We start from the raw sequence: 19013 nt of genomic DNA, 5'->3' as shown, positions 1-19013 counted from the left end.
GGCCCGCGCAGGCAACAGGCGGCGGCCGCACGCAGGCATGCGGTCACCGCCCCTGGCGAGGTCACAGACGGGTGTCTGGCTCGTCGGTATCGCTGGTGGACAGCACCAGCTGTTCCACAGCCACGGGTTCCGCCGTGTCCTGCACGCTGGCCGCAATCGGCTGGGTGTAGGCAAAGGCATTCACCGCTCCGCCGCCGCCATCGGGCCCGGCGTTGTCGCTGCCGCCGCCACCGCCGCAGGCGGTCAGCGCCATCGCTCCCACGGCCACCAGGGCGGCCTTTTGCATCGTGATGTTGGGCATGGTGTGCATCCTTCGCATCAGAAGTTCTTGGCGCCAGGCAGCGGCGTGTTCACGTACGGGAAGGCGGTCTTGTAGTCGGTGGCCTTGGTGCGTGCACCGTCCACGAACTCAACCGCGCCAGCAGGCGCATCGGCGGGCTTGCAACCCACCTTGAGCGCATCGGTCGCTCCCGTCAAGGTGCACAGCGCACCCATGGCCACGCGCAGCGAGACGTCGACCACGTCATCGCCCAGGCGGCGCCCGTTGGGGAAGCCGGCGGCATCGCCCGCCACCACGCCCAGCGAGTTCTGCGCGCTGGCCGGCGTGGGCGCAATGCCGGTGTTCAGGCGCAGCATTTCCGCCAGCGGCCCCCCGGTACCCAGTGCCGTGATGTTTCCCGGGCGGTTGACGGTGGGCAGGCCCGTGAGGAAGGCCGTCATCAGGTCCGTGCGCGGGAAGTTGGTGGGCGCCTGCGCGCCGAACAGCACCTGGATCAGGGCCGGCAGCGTGGGGTGGGTCACATAGTCCGCGAAGTTGGCGGCATCGTCCTTGGGCTTGGACGCATTGAACTTGTCCTTGTCCTTGAGGCCGATGACGACTTCATTCACCAGGGGCATACCCAGGCGCGACACCTGGGTCCAGGCGCCGCCGGACTTTTCGCTGGCCTGCAGGCCGGAGTCGGGCTTGCCGTTGAGCACGCGCGCCTGGCGTAGGCTGGCCGTGGTCCAGCCGCCAATGACCTTCTCGCCCGATGCAGCGGTCAGGCAACCGGTGGGCATCTCGACGGCGAGCGAGGTGACGTTCTTGTTGGCGATCTGGCCCGCGCCGAAGGCCGCCGCATTCGATTCGCTGGTGATCACGGCGGCTGGGGCGTTCACGAGGTCGAAGATGGTGCCCAGGGATACCGGGAAGGGGTCCTGCCGCTGGCCCACGAACACCTTGCCCGGCGTGGCGCAGCCGGGCACGTTGATGCCGTACACATACTTGCCGGCATAGGCGTCGTAGGCGGCGGCGTTGCCCAGCGACTTCTCGCCGATGTAGTCGATGGGCTTGGTGAAGGTGGTGCCCCCACCAGCCATGGTGATCTGCTCGCGCTTGCCGGTGCGCCGGTCGCCACGCACGATGAACATCTCGTACTCTTCGCGGTACGACACCGGGTCTGCCGCAGCGCCCGTGATCCCGCCCGCATTGCGCAGCGGTATGGCCACCTTCTTGCGGGCGCCGTCCGGGCCGATGTCCAGGGTGATGCCGGCCCCGCCGTTATTCAGCGTGTTCTTGAAGCGGAACTGCAGGGTGATGTCTTCTGCCGCATCGCCGTTGTTGTCGATGTGGATCTCGTACAGCGCATTCGGGTCCAGGCTGAAGTAGTTGGGCCCGCCATAGGGGTCCTGCAGCGGCAGGTAGTTGGCGATCATGGTGACGAAGCCGCCACGCCCCGCCTCGTAACTGTTGAAGAGGTAAAAGTCCGCACCATCGACCTTGGGCTGGGTCGTGATGAAGGGCGCCTCTCGGTGGCTGGATGCCAGGCTGACGCCGGCAGTGCAGGCGGCAAGCGCCGCAAGCGCCAACAGACTGAGTTTCCTGATTCGCATGGAGATCTCCTCGTGGGTGTTCGACCGTGAGCGCAATAGCTCGCCCTCTTATACGGCCGGGACTTCCAGGCGGATGCAGATATTTGGCAGCGCAAGGGTTAACACCTAATGCAGATCTCTGGCCTGTACTTCGCGCAGTCTTTGGCAGCCCTGAAGGACTGCTCCAAACGACGTCAGGACTTCGGTGCCGGAGCCCCGCCCAGTATCTCCAGCGCCTCCTTCGATATCGCCAGCGACAGCTCCTCCTGCAGGATGCCGGCCTTGAGCACCAGGTGCTGCAGGCGGCGCTCGCGGCTCAGCTCCTTGCCCACAAAGTCGCGCTGCTCGATGCGCTGGTAGACGGCCAGCTTCTCCTGGTGCAGGGCCATGAGGCGGGCGATTTCCTTGTCCAGCCCGGTGGGGCCGATGGCGGCTTCGGCGCGCAGGCGCACCATGAGTTCGTCGCGCAGGGGCGTGGGGTCGTGCTGTTCGGCGATCCAGCGGCGCAGCTCCTTGCGGCCTGCGGGCAGCAGGCGGAACTGGCGCTTGCGGCCGCGGCCGGTCTCGGCCGGCAGGGCCTCGATCCACAGCGCCTCTTCGAGCCGCGCCAGCTCGCGGTAGATCTGCTGGTGCGTGGCGTGCCAGAAGTAGCCGATGGACTTGTCGAAGCGCTCGGCGAGTTCCGAGCCCGAGCACGGGTGCTCGACCAGGGCGGTGAGGAGGGCATGGGGCAGGGACATCGGGCGGAAGGAGGCGGCCAGGAATTCGGAATCCCCGATCTTGCCTGAATCGCGGAGGGCTCTCTTTGTTTCTGCAACCAGTTGCATAAACGGTGCGCCAAGGCTATATTTGTGCAACTGGTTGCATAAACAAAAGGAGACCCACGATGAACGCCGTCCTCGCACCGACCCGGGAGCCGTCCATGGCTTCCCCCTATCCCCACCTGCACGCCCCGCTGGACCTGGGCTTCACCACGCTCAAGAACCGCGTGCTCATGGGCTCCATGCACGTGGGGCTGGAAGAGGTGGCCAACGGCTTCGAGCGCATGGCCGCCTTCTATGCCGAGCGGGCGCGCGGGGAGGTGGGGCTGATAGTGACCGGTGGCATTGCGCCCAATGAGCGTGGCCGGCCCATGCAGGGCGGGGCCATGCTGGTCAACGAGCACGAGGCCGAACAGCACCGCAAGGTGACTGCCGCCGTGCATGCCGAGGGCGGCAAGATCGCGATGCAGATCCTGCACTTCGGCCGCTATGCCTACCACCGCGACCTGGTGGCCCCGAGCGCGCTGCGCGCACCCATCAACCCCCATGTGCCGCATGCGCTCACGGCCGACGAGGTGGAGCACACCATCGAAGACTTTGCGCGCTGTGCCGCGCTGGCCCAGCATGCGGGGTATGACGGCGTGGAGGTCATGGGCTCCGAGGGGTATCTGATCAACGAGTTCATCGCGGCGCGCAGCAACCACCGCGACGACGCATGGGGCGGCAGCTATGCCAACCGCATGCGCTTTCCCGTCGAGATCGTGCGGCGCACGCGCGAACGGGTGGGGCCCAACTTCATCATCATCTACCGCCTGTCCATGCTCGACCTGGTGGAGGGCGGCTCCACGCTGGCCGAGGTGATTCAATTGGCCCAGGCCATCGAGGCGGCGGGCGCCACCCTCCTCAATACCGGCATCGGCTGGCACGAGGCGCGCATCCCGACCATCGCCACCAAGGTGCCGCGCGCGGCCTACGCGTGGGTGACCCAGCAGGTGATGGGGCAGGTGGGCATACCGCTCATCACCTCCAACCGCATCAACACGCCCGAGGTGGCCGAGCGCCTGCTGGCCGAGGGCTGTGCCGACATGGTCTCGATGGCCCGGCCGCTGCTGGCCGATGCCGACTTCGTGCGCAAGGCGCGCCAGGGCCGGGCCGACGAGATCAATACCTGCATCGCCTGCAACCAGGCCTGCCTGGACCACACCTTCGGCGGCAAGATCACGAGCTGCCTGGTCAACCCCCGTGCCTGCCACGAGACGGAGCTGGTAATCGCGCCCGCGGCGGCGAAGAAGCGCATCGCCGTGGTCGGCGCCGGCCCCGCAGGGCTGAGCTTTGCCGTCACCGCAGCGCAGCGCGGCCACGCGGTGGTGCTGTTCGACGCGGGCAGCGAGATCGGCGGTCAGCTCAACATCGCCAAGCAGGTGCCGGGCAAGGAAGAGTTCTACGAGACCCTGCGCTACTACCGCCGCCAGCTGGAGCTGCATGGCGTGGAGGTGCGCCTGAACACCCGTGTGGACGCGAGCGACCTGGCGGGCCAGGGTTTTGACGAGGTGGTGGTGGCCACGGGCATCCGCCCGCGCACGCCCGATATCGAAGGCATCAGCCACCCCAAGGTGCTGAGCTACCTCGATGTGCTGCGCGACAAGAAGCCCGTGGGCCAGCGCGTGGCCGTGATCGGCGCGGGCGGCATCGGCTTCGACGTGGGCGAGTACCTCACGCACGAAGGCGAGAGCGGCGCGCTGGCGCCCGCCAAATTCAACGACGAATGGGGCATCGACACCGGCTATGCCCACGCTGGCGGCCTGCGCGCTGCCCAGGTGGAGCCACCTACGCGCCAGGTGCACCTGCTGCAGCGCAAGGCCAGCAAGGTGGGCGACCAGTTGGGCAAGACCACGGGCTGGATCCACCGCACCTCGCTGAAGGCGCGCAACGTGGGCATGAGCTCGGGCGTGGCCTACGAGCGCGTGGACGACGCCGGCCTGCACATCCGCATCGACGGGCAGCCGCGCGTGCTCGATGTCGACCACATCGTCGTCTGCGCCGGCCAGGAGCCGCTGCGCGAGCTGTACGACGCGCTGCTGGCCACAGGCCAGAGCACGCACCTCATCGGCGGTGCCGACGTGGCCGCCGAGCTCGATGCCAAGCGCGCCATCCTGCAGGGCACGACGCTTGCCGCCACCATCTGATCCAACAACCTTACCCCAGGAGACATCCATGACCGAAGCCCCGAAGAACATCCACCCCGCCGTCGCCCGCTCGCTCGACACCTGGCACCACATGGTGGCCAGCCGCGACCTGTCGAACCTGCTGTCCATCGTGCACCCCGACGCGGTGTTCCGCTCGCCCATGGCCAACACGGCCTACACCTCGGCCCCGGCGCTGATGCTGGCCCTGTCCACAGTGATCCAGGTGTTCGAAGACTTCACCTACCACCGCCAGCTGGCCACCGACGACGGCCTGAACATCGTGCTGGAGTTCAGCGCGCGCGTAGGCGACAAGCAGCTCAAGGGGATCGATCTGGTGCGCTTCAATGAAGAGGGGCAGATCACGGAGTTCGAGGTCATGGTGCGCCCCCTGAGCGGCCTGCAGGCGCTGGGCGCCGAAATGGGCGCGCGGCTGGGTGACAAGTTGCCTGCGTTCAAGGCCAAGACCTGAAGCGTTCGTAAAAAAGAAAAGACAGGAGACAAAGCCCATGACCGCCACCACCGCGCCGCCAGCATCGATGCCCTGGGAGGGCTCCTACCCCGAGGCCCTGCACGACTACCAGCTCGACCTGGCGGCGCTGCCCGCCAATGCCGCGCAGCTGGCCGCACAGGCCGCTGCCGACCATGGGGACCAGCCGGCATTCACCTTCGTGCTGCCCACGGGGGCCAACGTGGTGCGCAGCTTCAGTGAGGTCGATGCCCTGTCCGACGCGTTTGCCGCCTGGCTGGTGCGCGAGCAGGGGCTGCAGGCGGGCGAAGTGATCGCGCTGCAGATGCCCAACTGCCTGCACTACCCCATCGCGGTGTTCGGCGCCTGGAAGGCGGGGCTCATCGTGACCAACGTGAACCCGCTGTACACCGGGCGCGAGCTGCGCCTGCAGCTCGAAGACAGCGGTGCGCGCCTGCTGCTGGTGTGCGACATGTTCCTGCCGGTGGCGCGGCCCGTGGCCGAGACGCTGGGCGTGCCGGTGCTCACCGCCAGCCTGTGGGACTTTTTCGACGAACCGGTGGCGTCGGCCATCCGCGCCAAGATGGCCGGGCCTGCCGATGCGGATGCATCGCCGCTGCCGCGCATGGCCGACGCGCTGGTGCGCGGGCAGGCTCTGGCGCCCATCGACCGGCGCAGCCACCCTGTGGCGCTGTACCAGTACACGGGCGGCACCACCGGGCGCAGCAAGGGCGCGGTGATCACACACGGCAACATTGTGGCCACCTTGCGCATCACGCGCGATTTTCTCGACGCCTACGATGGGCCGAAGCGCGGCGAGACCATGCTCACCATGCTGCCCATGTACCACGTGTTCGCCTTCATGGTGAACTTTCTGGTGTTCTTTCAGGTCGGCGCGCGCAACCTGCTGGTGCCCAGCCCACGCCCCCTATCCAACCTGCAAAAGACCTTCGAGCAGTTCGAGGTGCGGTGGACCGCCGGGGTGGACACGCTGTTCGCCGGCCTGCTGGCCGAGCCCTGGTTCCAGGCCAGACCACCGAAGCTGCGCTATGCGTTTTCGGGCGGCACGGCCTTGCGCACATCGACCGCGCAGGCCTGGCAGGCCGTGGTCTGCCCCATCCTCGAAGGCTACGGCATGACCGAGACCTCGTGCATCGTCTCGTGCAACCCGCCCTCGGCCACGCCGCGCCTGGGCACCGTGGGCGTGCCCATGCCGGGCTGCCGCGTGCGCGTGGTCGATGACCAGGGGCGCGACCTGCCCCAGGGCCAGCGCGGCGAGCTGCTGGTGCAGGGCCCGCAGGTGGTGGGCGGCTATCTGCATGCACCCGAGGACAGCGCCAGCGCGCTGCTCGACGGCTGGCTGCACACCGGCGACATCGCGCAGCTGGAGGAGGGCGGTTTCATCCGCATCGTGGATCGCAAGAAGGACATGATTCTGGTGTCCGGCTTCAACGTCTACCCCAACGAGGTGGAAGATGTGCTGGCTGCCCACCCCGACATCGCCGAGGCCGCCGTCATCGGCGTGCCGGATGCCGGCACCGGCGAGGCCGTGCGCGCCTTCGTCGTGCCGCGCAACCCGGCGCTGACAGCCGAGGACGTGGAGCGCCACTGCCGCACCCAGCTCACGGCCTACAAGGTGCCGCGGCAGATCATTTTTCGCGAGCAGTTGCCCAAGTCGCCAGTGGGCAAGATATTGCGGGCGTCGCTGCGCGAAGCGGCCTGACGAGCCTTGGCGCAGCAAGAAAAAGAGGGCCGGGCCAGGATGGCGCGGGCCTCTTGCCAACCGGGCAACAGGCAAAGTCAATCCGCCGGCGTGTCGCAAGGCACTGCCGCAATGCGGATGACGGACGCGAGGAACACCCTGGCCGGGAGGATTTGAGCCGCGGTGGCGTGCTCAAGCCGCTGCAAACGGCTCGATGGTCTCCAGGTCCGCAGCGATGGCTGCCCGCGCTGTGTCGGCATCGTACTGGCTCTGAAGATTGAGCCAGAACTCCACCGTCGTCCCGAAGAAGCGCGCCAGACGCAGGGCAGTGTCTGCAGTGATCGACCGGCCCTCCTTGACGATGGCTGCGATACGCGTCTGCGGCACGTGGATGGCCTGGGCCAGACGGTACTGGGTGATTCCCATGGGCTCCAAGAACTCCGTGGCGAGGATCTCGCCCGGGGTGGGGAGGGTGAGAGGCTTGGTCATATTCGCACTCCTTGCTATGACGATGGCGCTTTCGCGTCAGTGGTAATCGACGATCTCGACGTCCTTTGGTCCTTCTGGGGTCCACACGAAGCAGATTCGCCACTGATCGTTGATGCGGATGCTGTGCTGGCCCTGGCGGTTGCCAACCAGAGCTTCAAGTCGGTTGCCCGGCGGAACCCGCAGGTCGAGCAATTGAGCGGCGGCGTGGAGCATGCGCAGCTTGCGCAGTGCAGGGCCTTCGATGTTCACCCAGCGAGGAACGCGCTGTTGATGGAACAGGTCTTGTGTCTCGCCGCACTTGAAGGATAGGATTGGCATGAGAAATAATAACGCGACGCGGTAGTAACGTCAAGCGTGATTAATATTCTGATCCGCGACCGCTTCCCCAAATTGGCACGAAGGCACACCCGCATCACAAGGTTCGCGGGGCGCTGGTCAATGGGCTTGAAAGCCTTCAACGAGCCCTTTGGGTCCATTCGTTGCGCCCAGTCCACCGCAACCGAGAAATCGGCTGTGCAGCAGAGCAGACCACCTTGCTGCGCCTATGAAGGCCTGGTGCCAAGAGTATCCGATGCATGGCTTGTCGCGTTGCCAGTGCGGCGCAAAAAAAGAGGAACGGGCCAGGCAGGCGCGGTCCTCTTTTCCGTGGCGGGAACAGGTGTTCTACACCTTGTCCTCCGCCCGCCGGCGCGGCAGGTGCCGCTTGACGGACGGCCGCTGCAGCCTCTGCTTGGGGTCCACCCCATCAGGCAGCTCGCTGGCGCGCTGCAGCTGGATGTGGGCCACCAGGCCGCCGGTGCTGCTGTTGGCCAGCGCGAAGATGCCGCCCATGCGCTGCACCGTCTTGTCCACGATGGACAGGCCCAGCCCTGCGCCGGCAGCGGCGGTGCGGGCCGAGTCGCCGCGGAAGAAGGGCTTGGTCAGGTTGGACAGCTGCTCGGGCGGCACGCCCAGGCCGTGGTCACGGATCTTGACCAGCACCCAGTTCTCGCGGCCCTTGGCGACGATGTCGACGTTGGCCACGCCGGTGTCGTCGCCCTTGCCGTAGCGGCGCGCGTTCTCCAGCAGGTTGGAGATCACGCGGGCCAGCTCCACCTCGTCGGCCAGCACGTTCAGGTCCTCGGGGATGGTCATGGCGATCTGCAGCTCGCGGTGGTCCTGCACGGCGTACACGCACGACGAGACCACGGCATGCAGGTTGACGGGCGTGAGGGTCACGTGGTCGGGCCGCGCGTAGTCAAGGAACTTGTCGATGGTGGCATCGAGCTGCACGATGTCGGCCACCATGTGCTCGCGCGCCACGTCGTCGTTCACGCTCATCTCGGTTTCGAGCCTGAGGCGCGCCAGCGGCGTGCGCAGGTCGTGCGATATGCCGGCCAGCATCACCGCGCGGTCTTGCTCCAGCTTGGCGAGCTTTTGCGCCATGCGGTTGAAGCCGATGTTCACCTCGCGGATCTCGCTGGTAACCACCTCTTCATCGAGGTGACTGGCGGCGAAGTCGCCGTCGCGCACGCGGTTGGCGGCGTACGACAGTTGCTTGAGCGGCCGGTTGATCAGCCGTGCAATGGCCGCCGCACCCGCCAGCGACAGCGCGCCTGCGGTGATGAGCCAGATGAGCCAGGTGCGCCCGCCCGCAGGGCTGAAGCGCGAGCGGTCCATCAGCAGCCAGTTGGGGTCGCCGTTGATGTTGAAGCCGACCCACAGGCCGGGCTCGCCGTTGACGCTCTGGGCCACGATGGTGTCGGGCCCCAGGCGCTGGGTGAGCTCATCCGTCAGGCGGTTGCCCAGTGCCGTGCTGTCGAGCAGGGCGAACTGGTCCTTGGGTTCGCGCGGGAGGATGCGTACACCCTCCTGGTCGGCCATGGTCTTGATGAGCGAGACGCGCGCGATCGCGTCCGAGTGCACCAGCGCGGCGCGGCTCAGGTTCACCAGCGAGGCGATCTGCTGCGCGGTGTGCAGGGTGCGGGGCTCGAACTCGAGCGCGCGCAGCGTTTGCAGCCACGCCAGGATGCTGCCCACCAGCAGCAGGGCCAGCAGGAAGAAGGTGCGCCAGAAGAGGTTGAGCCCGACGCGCGCCTTTTGCTCGCGCGCCAGGCGCACGGCTTCGAGCGGGGCCGGGCTGGTGGCATCGGTCGGCGCGGTCACGGAGGGAGAAGGGCGCGGTGCAGACCGCCCCTTGGCGCCGGAAATGGACATATCCCTCGATTATCAGCTCGTGCCATCCGGCACGAACACGTAGCCCACGCCCCACACGGTCTGGATGTAGCGCGGCGCGGCGGCGTCCACCTCGACCAGCTTGCGCAGGCGCGAGACCTGCACATCGAGGCTGCGGTCAAAGGGCTCGAACTCGCGGCCACGGGCCAGCAGGGCCAGCTTTTCGCGCGACAGGGGCTGGCGCGGGTGGCGCACCAGGGCCTTGAGCATGGCGAACTCGCCGGTGGTCAGGGGCAGCTCTTCACCACTGCGCTGCAGGGCGCGGGTGCCCAGATCGAACGTGAAGGGGCCAAAGTTGACCACCTCGTTGTCGCCCGAAGGGGCGCCCGGTGCCTCTTGCGCGGGGCGGCGGCGCAGCACGGCGTGCACGCGGGCCAGCAGCTCACGGGGGTTGAAGGGCTTGCCCAGGTAGTCGTCGGCGCCCACTTCCAGGCCCACGATGCGGTCCACGTCCTCGCCTTTGGCGGTGAGCATGATGATGGGCGTGCGGTCGTTGGCGGCGCGCAGGCGCCGGCAGATGGACAGGCCGTCTTCGCCGGGCATCATCAGGTCGAGCACGATGAGGTCCACGGTTTCGCGCAGCAGCAGGCGGTTGAGGGCCTTGCCGTCTTCGGCGACCATCACCTCGAAGCCTTCCTGCGTGAGGTAGCGGCGCAGCAAGTCGCGGATGCGTGCGTCGTCGTCCACGACGAGAATCTTGTCGGTGCGGTTGGTTGTTGTGGCCATGTTGATCCCAAGTCCAATTTGTAACAGAGCCGATTCTGACTACTTGGAGCGCCAAAGTTCGGTTTTTGGGGTCATCTTTGACCAACTGTTACAAGTTTTGCGGAGCTTCGCACAGTTGCCACCCCCTGTTCACCGGGGAGGCTGCCACAGCGGTTATGGTGGCGGCCTGCGTGGCCCGGTTGCCGGGCCGCGCCCCATTCATCGACGAAGGTTTTCCCATGAAAAAAATCGCCATCCGCCTGATCACCACCGCCGCCTTGCTGGCCTGTGCGGGCACCGCCATGGCCCAGGCCACGGCGCCGCAGGAGCTGCGCAACGTGGTGCAGCTGTCGGCCACGGGCACCGTGGAGGCGCAGCAGGACCTGCTGGTGGTCACCCTGGCCACCAGCAAGGAGGGCGCCGATGCCAGCGCCGTGCAGGCCCAGCTCAAGCAGGCGCTCGACGCTGCGCTCGCCGAAGCCAAGCGCAATGCCCAGCCCGGGCAGCTGGATGTGCGCACGGGCCCCTTCGGCCTGTACCCGCGCTATGCCAAGGACGGCAAGATCAACGGCTGGCAGGGCCGCGCCGAGCTGGTGCTGGAGGGGCGTGACTTCTCGCGCATCACCACCACGGCTGGCAAGGTGCAGACCATGGCCATCAGCCAGGTGGCGTTTGCCCTGTCGCGCGAGGCCCGCGCCAAGGTCGAGGGCGAGGCCCAGACCCAGGCCATCGAGCAGTTCAAGTCGCGCGCGGCCGAACTGGCCAAGGGCTTCGGCTTTGCCAACTACAGCCTGCGCGAGGTGGCGGTGAACAGCAACGAGATGTCCCCCGGCCCGCGCCCGCGCATGATGGCCATGGAGGCCAAGGGATCGTCGTTTTCCGACTCGGCCGTGCCGGTGGAGGCCGGCAAGGCGCAGGTGGTGGTCACCGTCTCCGGCTCGGTGCAAATGCGCTGAAGCCAAGCTCCCTTGAAATGGAAGTTCCAGGACTCTCGCGGGTCTGCGTTCAGCCGGAGAGCTAGGCGGAGAGCCGCAGACAGCGCCGTGGCACGGCAAGGCTCTCCAGCGACGCTATCCGGTTGAAGGCAGGCCCGCTTTACAGGGCCTGGCCGCCGGAGACTTCGATGCGCTGCGCGGTGACCCAGCGGTTGCTGGCATCGAGCAGGCTGGCCACCATGGGGCCGATGTCGTCGGGCACGCCCACGCGGCCCAGGGCCGTCATCTGGGCGAGCTGCTGGTTCAGCGCGGGGTTGTCGCGCACCACGCCGCCGCCAAAGTCGGTCTCGATGGCGCCGGGCGCCACCGTGTTCACCGCGATGCCGCGCGCGCCCAGCTCTTTGGCCAGGTAGCGCGTGAGCACTTCCACGGCGCCCTTGGCCGCCGCGTAGGCGGCATAGCCCGGCAGGGACAGGCGCGTGAGCCCGGTGGAGAAGTTCACGATGCGCCCGCCGTCGGCGATCAGCGGCAGCAGCGCCTGCGTGAGGAAGAAAACCCCCTTGAAGTGCACGTTGACCAGGCGGTCGAACTGGGCCTCGGTCGTCTCGGCAAACGCGGCGTAGTCGCCGTGGCCGGCGTTGTTCACCAGGTGGTCGATGTGGCTGCGCTGCCAGGTGGCCTGCAGCGCGGCGCGCAGGCGCTCGGTGAAGCCAGCGAAGCTGGCCACGTCGCCCGTGTTGAGCTGCAGGGCCACGGCCTTGCGGCCCAGGGCGGTGATTTCGGCAACCACAGCCTGGGCTTCGTCGGCCTTGCTGTGGTAGGTGACGACCACATCGCCGCCGGTGCGCGCAATGCTCAGCGCGGTGTTGCGGCCCAGGCCCCGGCTGGCGCCGGTGACGAGGGTGATGGTGGGGGTTGCGGTGGTGGTGGATGTCATGCTTGGGCTCCTGTGTGGGTGACGGAATCCAGTGTCCGGCTGCAGGCCCTGGCGGTGTTGCCGAAACCCCTTCAATTCTTGCCTGATTCTCCAAAACCAGCGCCAAAGCTCCTACAAAGCGTTACGCTTGGCGGCATGACGTCACCTTTGCTCTTCGAGGCCGTGGGCCGCTATGCCGATGCCCATGCGCGCCAGCCCGGCGTGCTGCCCACCCCCATCCCGGGCCTGACCCTGGTGCGAGCCACCGAGCCCAGCGGGCTGCTGCATGCCATCTCCCACCCGCTCATCTGCCTGGTGCTGCAGGGCAGCAAGCAGGTGACCATGGGGCCGCAGACCTTCGAGTTCACGGTGGGCGAATCGCTGCTGATCACCGCCGACGTGCCCACGGTGAGCCAGATCACCCGCGCCAGCGCGGCGGCGCCCTACCTGTCGATCGCGTTGGAGCTGAGCCTGCCGGTGATTGCCGATCTATCGGCCCAGATGGGCGCAGCGCCCCTGGGCGACCACGCCCCGGTGCGCGTGGACCCCACCGACGATGAAGTGGCCGACGTGGCCCTGCGCCTCATGCGCCTGCTGGAGCGGCCCGAGGCCGTGCCCCTGCTGCACGCCCCCCTGGTGCGCGAGCTGCACTATTGGCTGCTGGCCGGCCGCCACGGCGCCGCCATTCGCCGCCTGGGCTGGCCCGGCAGCCACGCCCAGCGCGTGGCCCGCGCCGTGGCCGTGCTGCGCACCGACTTCGCCCAGCCCCTGCCGGTGGAAAGCCTGGCCGCGCTGGCGGACATGAGTCCCTCGTCCTTCCACCAGCACTTCAGGGCCGTCACGTCCCTGTCGCCCCTGCAGTTCCAAAAGCAGCTGCGCCTGATCGAGGCGCGCCGGCTCATGCTGTCCGAGGGTGCCAGCGCCAGCAGCGCGGCCTTTGCCGTGGGGTACGAGAGCGTGCCGCAGTTCACGCGCGAGTATGGGCGGTTGTTCGGCCTGCCGCCGGTGCGCGACACGCAGGCGGCGCGGGGGAGGGCGCGCGAGGCGGCGTGAGCCGAGGCTTCAGGAAGCCTCTTTCGGCTTTTTGCCTTGCGGGTAAATCGTCTCCCCGCGCGCCAGCATGGCGACGAAGGCCTCGATCTTCTTCCTGCGCCCCGCCTCGGTTTTGAGGTTGTGCACCCGAAACGCCAGCGCAAACCGGTTCTGCTCGGTCAGCGTGGCCAGCATCGCCCGGGCCTTGGGGTTGGCGTCGATGGCGGCCTGAAGGTCGTCGGGAATCTTCAGGCCCTTGCCGCTGCCATAGGCCCGGTCCCACCGGCCGTCGGCCTTGGCGGCATCGACATGCGCCAGACCGTGCGGCGTCATGCGCTTTTCCTTGACCAGGCGCGCCACGTTGTCGACGTTGATCTTGCTCCACACGCGCTTCTTGCCGCGCGGGGTGTAGCGCTGCAGGTAGCTGGTGTCGTCCAGCCCCTTGCGGATGGCGTCGATCCAGCCCCAGCACAGCACCACGTCGATGGCCTCCTTGGGGGTGATGGAGGGCATGCCCGAGGCGAGCTTGTGGATCTTGATCCAGACCTCGGTTTCCTGGTCGTGGTGGCGGCCGAGCCAGGCGTAGAAGTCCTGGGCGTTGGCGAATTCATGCACCTTGGTGGGGTCGACGATGACGGCTGCCATCAGCGATTGCGCCCAAGGGGCTGCGTCGTGTCGAGGGCCATGGGAACCTTTCGCAATGCCGGCTTGCGCCAATGCAGAAATCCTAGCATTGCAAGTTATGACTGGCAAGTGATGTATTTAATGGGTAATATGCAAGCCATGACTGACAAAATAAGGCTGCCAGACGAACTGGGTGCGCAATTGCGTGAGCGCCGGGAGGCCTTGGGCATGAGCAAGTCTGCACTGGCCGACAAGGCGGGCAAGGTGCGCGAGGTGGTCTACCGGCTGGAGGCGGGCGAGGACACCACTGTGTCTTCCCTTCTGGCCGTGCTGGGAGCCCTGGGCCTGGCGATGCGTATCGAAAGCGCGGGCATGCCTTCGGCGCACGAGGTATCGCGCCGTTTCATGGACGACGATGGCGATGCTCCCTGAAAAGATTCGCCTGCTGGATGTCTCGATTGGTGGCCGGCTCAACGCGGGCCAGTTGCTCAAGGCCTCCACGTATGAGTTTCGCTATCTCACACCGGACCCGGGTCAGCCGGCCGTGGCCCTGCTGATGCCACCCGCAGGGCAACTGACCTGGCAGGACGGCGACCTGTTCCCTGTCATGGACCAGAACCTGCCCGAAGGCGACCTGTTCATGCGTATCCGCGAGCTGTTCCCCAAGCAGCCGATGACGCCCATGCACATGCTGGCATTGGTGGGGCGCAATGGTATCGGCCGGCTGGGCTTTGGCCTGCCGGGGCAGGCCGCAGCGCCCATGCCCCGTACATTGAGCAAGAGCGAGTTGCTGGGCACCCGGTACACACCTGCGGTTTTCGACGAACTGGTGGCGGCCTACCTGAGCACGGGCGCTGGCATTGCCGGCATGCAGCCCAAGATCATGGTGCCCGACCGCCCGACGGTGCCCATTCCTTCGCTCATCGTGAAGGCCGCCAGCCCTGCCTACCCGGGCCTGGCAGCCAACGAGTTTCTGTGCCTGAGCGCCGCCAGGCAGGCCGGCATCGGCGTGCCATCGTTTGCCTTGTCCGACGATGGCCAGATGCTGGTGCTCGACCGCTTCGATCTGGTGGTGCAGGGCGATGGGCAGGTGGAGCGGCTGGGCTTCGAGGACATTGCGGCGCTGGCGGGTCTGCGCGTGCGCGACGTGCTGTCTGACCGCAAATACCAGGGCAGCTACCAGCGCGTTGCCGAGCTACTGCGGCAGTTGCAGCTGCACAGCGACAACCTGCACCGGTTCTACGAGCAGGTGGCGTTTTCGGTGATGGTGCGCAACGGCGATGCGCACCTGAAGAACTTCGGGTTGTTGTACCGCTCAGCCACCGAGGCCTGGCTGGCGCCCATGTTCGATGTGGTGACGACCTCCATCTACCGCTACACCCAGTACGCGGGCGGGCCTGAGCTGGAAGACAGGACGCTGGCCCTCAAGCTGTTTGCCGGCAGGCACCGCACCAAGACCTACCCGACCACTGAAGAGTTGCTGGAGTTTGGCCGCAAGGTATGCGGCGTGGCCCAACCCGCCCTGGTGCTTGCACGCATTGCCGATGCCATGCGCACCACCCTGCAAGAGGCCAGGGGTGACCCGCGGGTGCCGAAGTCGCTGTGGCGGGACATGTCACAGGCCTGGGACGAAGGCCTGGCGCACGCGCGCTGAAAACGCTGCGTTACTTACTTAGAGCGGCTAACAAAACTCTTCTGGCGTCGTTGCTGCGCCTTGTCGTACTAACGTACTGCCTGCGGCGCAGCGCCTAGCCAGAACCGCTGCGCTGAGTTTTGTTATCCGCTCTTACTTGCTGAACGCGATCAGCGTCCACACGATCACCACCAGCTGCGCCAGATTGATCGCGATGGCCGTGACATGCGTCTTGCGAAAGCCCGGGATGGCGTTCATGCAATCTGGGGACGACTGGATCTGCGCGCCCAGCGCATCCATCTTGGGGATGACCTGGCGGCGCAGCACGAGGGACAGCCCTGCCAGGGCCGCTGCCCCGGCTGCAATGCCCGGGCGGCCTGCGGCGGCAAAGCTGATGGCGGTGGCCGCAGCCGTCACGAGCGCGGCCCGGTAGTACAGGTTGAAGAAGCCGCGCACAAAGCGTGCATCCAGCGGCGTGTCGTGCTTGAGCACCAGCAGCGGGAGGGACCCCATGATGAAGTAGGAGTTGGTGACGAGCAGGGCCACCGTGAAGAACATGGCGGCGAAGAGGGCGGCGGACATGGCGGTTTTCCTCCCTGCGGTGGGGGTTGCGGCCATGCCGGCGAGGTGAGGGGCCACCGGGCCGATTGGCGGGCGATGCCATTGTAGGAGCCGCCTTGCGCCCGCACCTCAGGGAATGCGAGCATGCACGTGCGGGCCGTGGTGCCCGCTACCAAGTGCGCGCTACCAGTGCGCGTTATGGGGTGGTGCCTGCGGCGTCTTTGGCATACCGCCCCGGCGGCATGCCCACGTGCCGCGTGAACGCCACGCCAAAGGTGCTGACCGAGCTGTAGCCCACGTGCTCGGCAATCTCGGCCATCGCCAGCGTGCCTTGGCGCAGCATCTGCCGGGCCAGCGCCATGCGCCAGGCCAGCAGGTATTCCATGGGGGCGATGCCCACCGCGCGGTGAAAGCGCCCGAAGAAGGCGCTGCGCGACATGGCGGCCTCTTGCGCCAGCTGGCCCATGGTCCAGGGCTGTGCGGGGCGCTCGTGCATGCGGCGCAGGGCCATGGCCAGCTTCGGGTCGGCCAGGCCGCGCACCAGCCCGGGCGCAGCCATGGTGCGGGCCGACGAGCGCAGCGCCTCGATCAGCAGCACTTCGAGCAGCCGCGCCATCACGATCTCGCGCGCGGGCCGGTCGCTGCGCGACTCGTCGCCCACCAGCTCCACCAGGGTGGCCAGGCGCCGCTCGCCGCGCACATGCAGCCACTGCGGCAGCAGCGGCACCAGCAGGGCTGCGTCGGGCGACTCGAACACGCAGTGGCCCACCAGCATGCGCACATCCACCGCGCCATCGGGGTCGCCCACGCGGGCGCCGCCCGGCATGGGGGCGATGGGGGTGGTGACGGACTCGCCCTCGCGCGGTGGGTCGCGGTCCAGGCTGCTGGTGGCAAAGCTGCGCGCGGCGGGTATCAGCGCGAAGTCGCCCTGGTGCAGGGTGATGGTGTCGCTGCGCGCGGGGCTGTCGATGGTCAGCTGGCAACTGCCTTCGAGCACCACGAAGTAGAACGGCCGCCCCGTCTCGCTGCGCCGCACGGCCCAGGGGGCCGATGCCACCACCAGCTTGGAGAACGGCGCGGCGGGCCGCAGCAGCGAGACGACTTCCGCCAGGGGGTCGACGGCGGGGGTGCTCATGGGGCTGGACTCTTTCGACAAAAAGATGGACTTGCGAGTGTAGTCAATCCAGGTGGGCGTTTCTACCATCCAGGCATCGTCAACCCAACGGAGTCCCTGACCCATGTCCACCACCACCCCTTCCACCGTCCTCATCACCGGCTGCTCATCCGGCTTCGGCCTGGAGATTGCGCGCTTCTTCCTGGCCCAGGGCTGGCGCGTCATCGCCACCATGCGCACCCCGCGCGAAGGCCTGCTGCCCCCATCGGACCGCCTGCGCCTGCTGCCGCTCGACGTGGCCGATGCCGACAGCATCCGCCGCTGCATCGGGCAGGCGGGCCCCATCGACGCCCTGGTCAACAACGCCGGCATCGGCCTGCTCGCGCCGCTCGAAGGCACTGCCATGGCGCATGCGCGCGAGGTGTTCGAGACCAACGTGCTCGGCACCATCGCCATGACCCAGGCCGTGCTGCCGCAGATGCGCGAGCGGCGTGCGGGCGTGGTGGTCAATGTCACCTCCAGCGTCACTCTGCTGCCGTTGCCCCTGCTGTCGGTCTACACCGGCAGCAAGGCGGCGGTGAACGCCTTCACCGAATCGCTGGCGCTGGAGCTGGCGCCCTTCAACGTACGCGCCCGCCTGGTGCTGCCCGGCCGCGCGCCCAGTACCAGTTTTGGCGACAACGCCCGCCCGCGCATGGGCCCGGGCAGCGTGCCCGAGGCCTATGCCGATTTTCGCGACCGCGTCTTCGCCGCCGTGCGCGACACGGCCACGCCGGTCACCCATGCGCAGGATGTTGCCGAGGCGGTGTGGCGTGCGGTGACGGATGAGGCGGCCCCGATGCGCCTGCCAGCGGGGGCCGATGCGGTGGCGCTGGCGGGCGCGTAGGCAACGCAGGCCGGGGCTCAGCCCAGCTTGTGCCGCGTGTTCAGCAGGCCCAGCCCCAGCGCGATGAAGGTGCCGCCCACCACGCGGTTGAACAGCTTGGCGCGCGCCACCACGTGGCGCTTGACCAGCGAGATCAGCGCCACGTAAAAGGCGTGCGAGATCAGCGCGCAGACGGCGAAGGTGGTGGTCAGCAGCAGGTACTGCGTGAACAGCGGCTGGCCCGGCACGATGAACTGCGGGAACAGGGCCGAGAAGAACAAAATGGCTTTGGGGTTGGTGAGCGACACGCCCATGCCCTGCGCCACCAGCTGCCAGTTCTTGCGCTCGCGCCGGTCCGTGGGTGCCTGGCCGGCATCGCTGCTGATCAGCGCGTCGTTGCTGCGCCAGCGCTTGACGCCCAGCCAGATCAGGTACATGGCGCCCACCACCTTCATCACCAGAAAGGCGTTGGCCGACATGCTGAGGATGGCGCCCATGCCGATCATCGCCAGGCCCGAGACCACGTAGATGCCGGCCGAGCTGCCCACCGAACTGAAGGCCGTGCGTTTGGGGCCGACGTCCATCGAGTTGGACACGGCCAGCAGCACGGCGGGGCCGGGGGTGAAGCACATCAGGAGGGAGACGCCGCAGAAAAGGAGCCAGTGGGTGAGGGTCATGGTCAGGGGGGGGCTTTTGTCGTCGTTCGTCGGCTGCTGCGGACAGCGCCAGGGGGTATTTTCGGTGAGTTGGCGTTGGCGTGTTGCTGGAGTTTTGATTGACCCCTGCAATGGGAGATGATGTCACCGCAGGTGGAAGAGATTCTTCGCTGCGCGACGTGCCATGATGCGAGCTGCATCGCTTGTTGGGTGGTGGTTGCCGCATGCTTTGATAGAGGACGGAGGCCGGGGTGTGCGCCCGGCGGCGCAGTAACTTTCTCTTGCGTCGCCAAGAGGGTGTAG

Annotated in this window: 20 protein-coding genes; 8 read left to right on the top strand and 12 right to left on the bottom strand. The window is 67.4% G+C overall.

The genetic code is table 11. The features are described 5' to 3' along the window. Positions 1–61 precede the first annotated feature (61 nt). The 3 genes from ASE31_RS24795 to ASE31_RS24785 form a co-directional block, all read right to left on the bottom strand. Positions 62–301, bottom strand: a complete 240-nt coding sequence (locus ASE31_RS24795; RefSeq protein WP_157412651.1) for a hypothetical protein — start codon at positions 299–301, stop codon at positions 62–64. A 17-nt stretch (positions 302–318) separates the two neighbouring features. After that, the gene (locus ASE31_RS24790) at positions 319–1872 is read right to left on the bottom strand and encodes a DUF4331 domain-containing protein (RefSeq protein ID WP_057204683.1); all 1554 of its coding nucleotides are present in this window, start codon (positions 1870–1872) and stop codon (positions 319–321) included. A gap of 173 nt (positions 1873–2045) precedes the next feature. Continuing rightward, the gene (locus ASE31_RS24785; RefSeq protein WP_057204786.1) at positions 2046–2591 is read right to left on the bottom strand and encodes a PadR family transcriptional regulator; all 546 of its coding nucleotides are present in this window, start codon (positions 2589–2591) and stop codon (positions 2046–2048) included. A gap of 182 nt (positions 2592–2773) precedes the next feature. On the opposite strand from ASE31_RS24785, the gene ASE31_RS24780 reads away from it, so the two are divergent. The 3 genes from ASE31_RS24780 to ASE31_RS24770 are packed head-to-tail and all read left to right on the top strand — an operon-like array spanning position 2774 to position 6987. Continuing rightward, complete coding sequence (locus tag ASE31_RS24780; RefSeq protein WP_057204682.1) at positions 2774–4798, top strand: NADPH-dependent 2,4-dienoyl-CoA reductase; 2025 nt, start codon at positions 2774–2776, stop codon at positions 4796–4798. Between the two features lie 28 nt (positions 4799–4826). Beyond that, entirely contained in the window at positions 4827–5267 is a 441-nt protein-coding gene (locus ASE31_RS24775; RefSeq protein WP_057204680.1) for a nuclear transport factor 2 family protein, read from the top strand. Positions 5268–5304: 37 nt separating this feature from the next. Continuing rightward, positions 5305–6987 carry a long-chain fatty acid--CoA ligase gene (locus ASE31_RS24770; RefSeq protein WP_057204678.1) on the top strand — a complete coding sequence of 561 codons (1683 nt, stop codon included), beginning with the start codon at positions 5305–5307 and terminating at the stop codon, positions 6985–6987. A gap of 171 nt (positions 6988–7158) precedes the next feature. Here the strand turns inward: ASE31_RS24770 and ASE31_RS24765 are convergent, their stop codons facing one another. The 4 genes from ASE31_RS24765 to ompR all read right to left on the bottom strand — a co-directional run bounded on the left by ASE31_RS24765 (position 7159) and on the right by ompR (position 10395). Further along, on the bottom strand, positions 7159–7455 hold the full coding sequence (locus tag ASE31_RS24765; protein WP_057204676.1) for a HigA family addiction module antitoxin: 297 nt from the start codon (positions 7453–7455) through the stop codon (positions 7159–7161). Positions 7456–7491: 36 nt separating this feature from the next. Further along, complete coding sequence (locus tag ASE31_RS24760) at positions 7492–7773, bottom strand: type II toxin-antitoxin system RelE/ParE family toxin (RefSeq protein WP_057204674.1); 282 nt, start codon at positions 7771–7773, stop codon at positions 7492–7494. 345 nt (positions 7774–8118) lie between these two features. Next, positions 8119–9651 carry an ATP-binding protein gene (locus ASE31_RS24755; RefSeq protein WP_057204672.1) on the bottom strand — a complete coding sequence of 511 codons (1533 nt, stop codon included), beginning with the start codon at positions 9649–9651 and terminating at the stop codon, positions 8119–8121. Between the two features lie 12 nt (positions 9652–9663). Continuing rightward, entirely contained in the window at positions 9664–10395 is a 732-nt protein-coding gene (ompR, locus tag ASE31_RS24750) for a two-component system response regulator OmpR (protein ID WP_007859588.1), read from the bottom strand. A 218-nt stretch (positions 10396–10613) separates the two neighbouring features. Here ompR and ASE31_RS24745 point away from each other — a divergent pair, with 218 nt between their 5' ends. After that, positions 10614–11330, top strand: a complete 717-nt coding sequence (locus tag ASE31_RS24745; RefSeq protein ID WP_057204784.1) for an SIMPL domain-containing protein — start codon at positions 10614–10616, stop codon at positions 11328–11330. A gap of 139 nt (positions 11331–11469) precedes the next feature. On the opposite strand, the gene ASE31_RS24740 is transcribed toward ASE31_RS24745, so the two are convergent. Beyond that, positions 11470–12246: an SDR family oxidoreductase gene (locus ASE31_RS24740; RefSeq protein ID WP_057204670.1), complete on the bottom strand. Its 777-nt coding sequence runs from the start codon at positions 12244–12246 to the stop codon at positions 11470–11472. A 135-nt stretch (positions 12247–12381) separates the two neighbouring features. Here ASE31_RS24740 and ASE31_RS24735 point away from each other — a divergent pair, with 135 nt between their 5' ends. Further along, on the top strand, positions 12382–13278 hold the full coding sequence (locus tag ASE31_RS24735; protein ID WP_057204668.1) for an AraC family transcriptional regulator: 897 nt from the start codon (positions 12382–12384) through the stop codon (positions 13276–13278). Positions 13279–13287: 9 nt separating this feature from the next. Here ASE31_RS24735 and ASE31_RS24730 read toward each other — a convergent pair whose 3' ends face one another. Further along, positions 13288–13902, bottom strand: coding sequence for a YdeI family protein (locus ASE31_RS24730; protein WP_057204666.1), 615 nt, complete (start codon positions 13900–13902; stop codon positions 13288–13290). Between ASE31_RS24730 and ASE31_RS33185 the strand changes: the two genes are divergently transcribed. Beyond that, on the top strand, positions 13867–14313 hold the full coding sequence (locus ASE31_RS33185) for a multiprotein-bridging factor 1 family protein (RefSeq protein ID WP_369819495.1): 447 nt from the start codon (positions 13867–13869) through the stop codon (positions 14311–14313). The genes ASE31_RS24730 and ASE31_RS33185 overlap by 36 nt on opposite strands. Further along, complete coding sequence (locus ASE31_RS24720; protein WP_235514756.1) at positions 14297–15535, top strand: type II toxin-antitoxin system HipA family toxin; 1239 nt, start codon at positions 14297–14299, stop codon at positions 15533–15535. Before ASE31_RS33185 ends, ASE31_RS24720 begins: the two co-directional genes overlap by 17 nt. Before the next feature lie 132 nt (positions 15536–15667). Here the strand turns inward: ASE31_RS24720 and ASE31_RS24715 are convergent, their stop codons facing one another. Further along, a complete protein-coding gene (locus ASE31_RS24715) occupies positions 15668–16096 on the bottom strand; it encodes a hypothetical protein (protein WP_057204661.1) in 429 nt (142 codons plus the stop codon). Between the two features lie 175 nt (positions 16097–16271). Further along, positions 16272–17210 carry an AraC family transcriptional regulator gene (locus tag ASE31_RS24710; protein WP_057204659.1) on the bottom strand — a complete coding sequence of 313 codons (939 nt, stop codon included), beginning with the start codon at positions 17208–17210 and terminating at the stop codon, positions 16272–16274. 103 nt (positions 17211–17313) lie between these two features. On the opposite strand from ASE31_RS24710, the gene ASE31_RS24705 reads away from it, so the two are divergent. Then, the gene (locus ASE31_RS24705; protein ID WP_057204657.1) at positions 17314–18075 is read left to right on the top strand and encodes an SDR family oxidoreductase; all 762 of its coding nucleotides are present in this window, start codon (positions 17314–17316) and stop codon (positions 18073–18075) included. 17 nt (positions 18076–18092) lie between these two features. Here ASE31_RS24705 and ASE31_RS24700 read toward each other — a convergent pair whose 3' ends face one another. Further along, positions 18093–18731: a LysE family translocator gene (locus ASE31_RS24700; protein ID WP_057204655.1), complete on the bottom strand. Its 639-nt coding sequence runs from the start codon at positions 18729–18731 to the stop codon at positions 18093–18095. Between the last annotated feature and the right edge of the window lie 282 nt (positions 18732–19013).

The organism is Acidovorax sp. Root217, assembly GCF_001428645.1.
Lineage (GTDB): Bacteria > Pseudomonadota > Gammaproteobacteria > Burkholderiales > Burkholderiaceae_C > Acidovorax.
This window is presented reverse-complemented; position numbering and strand designations above follow the sequence as displayed.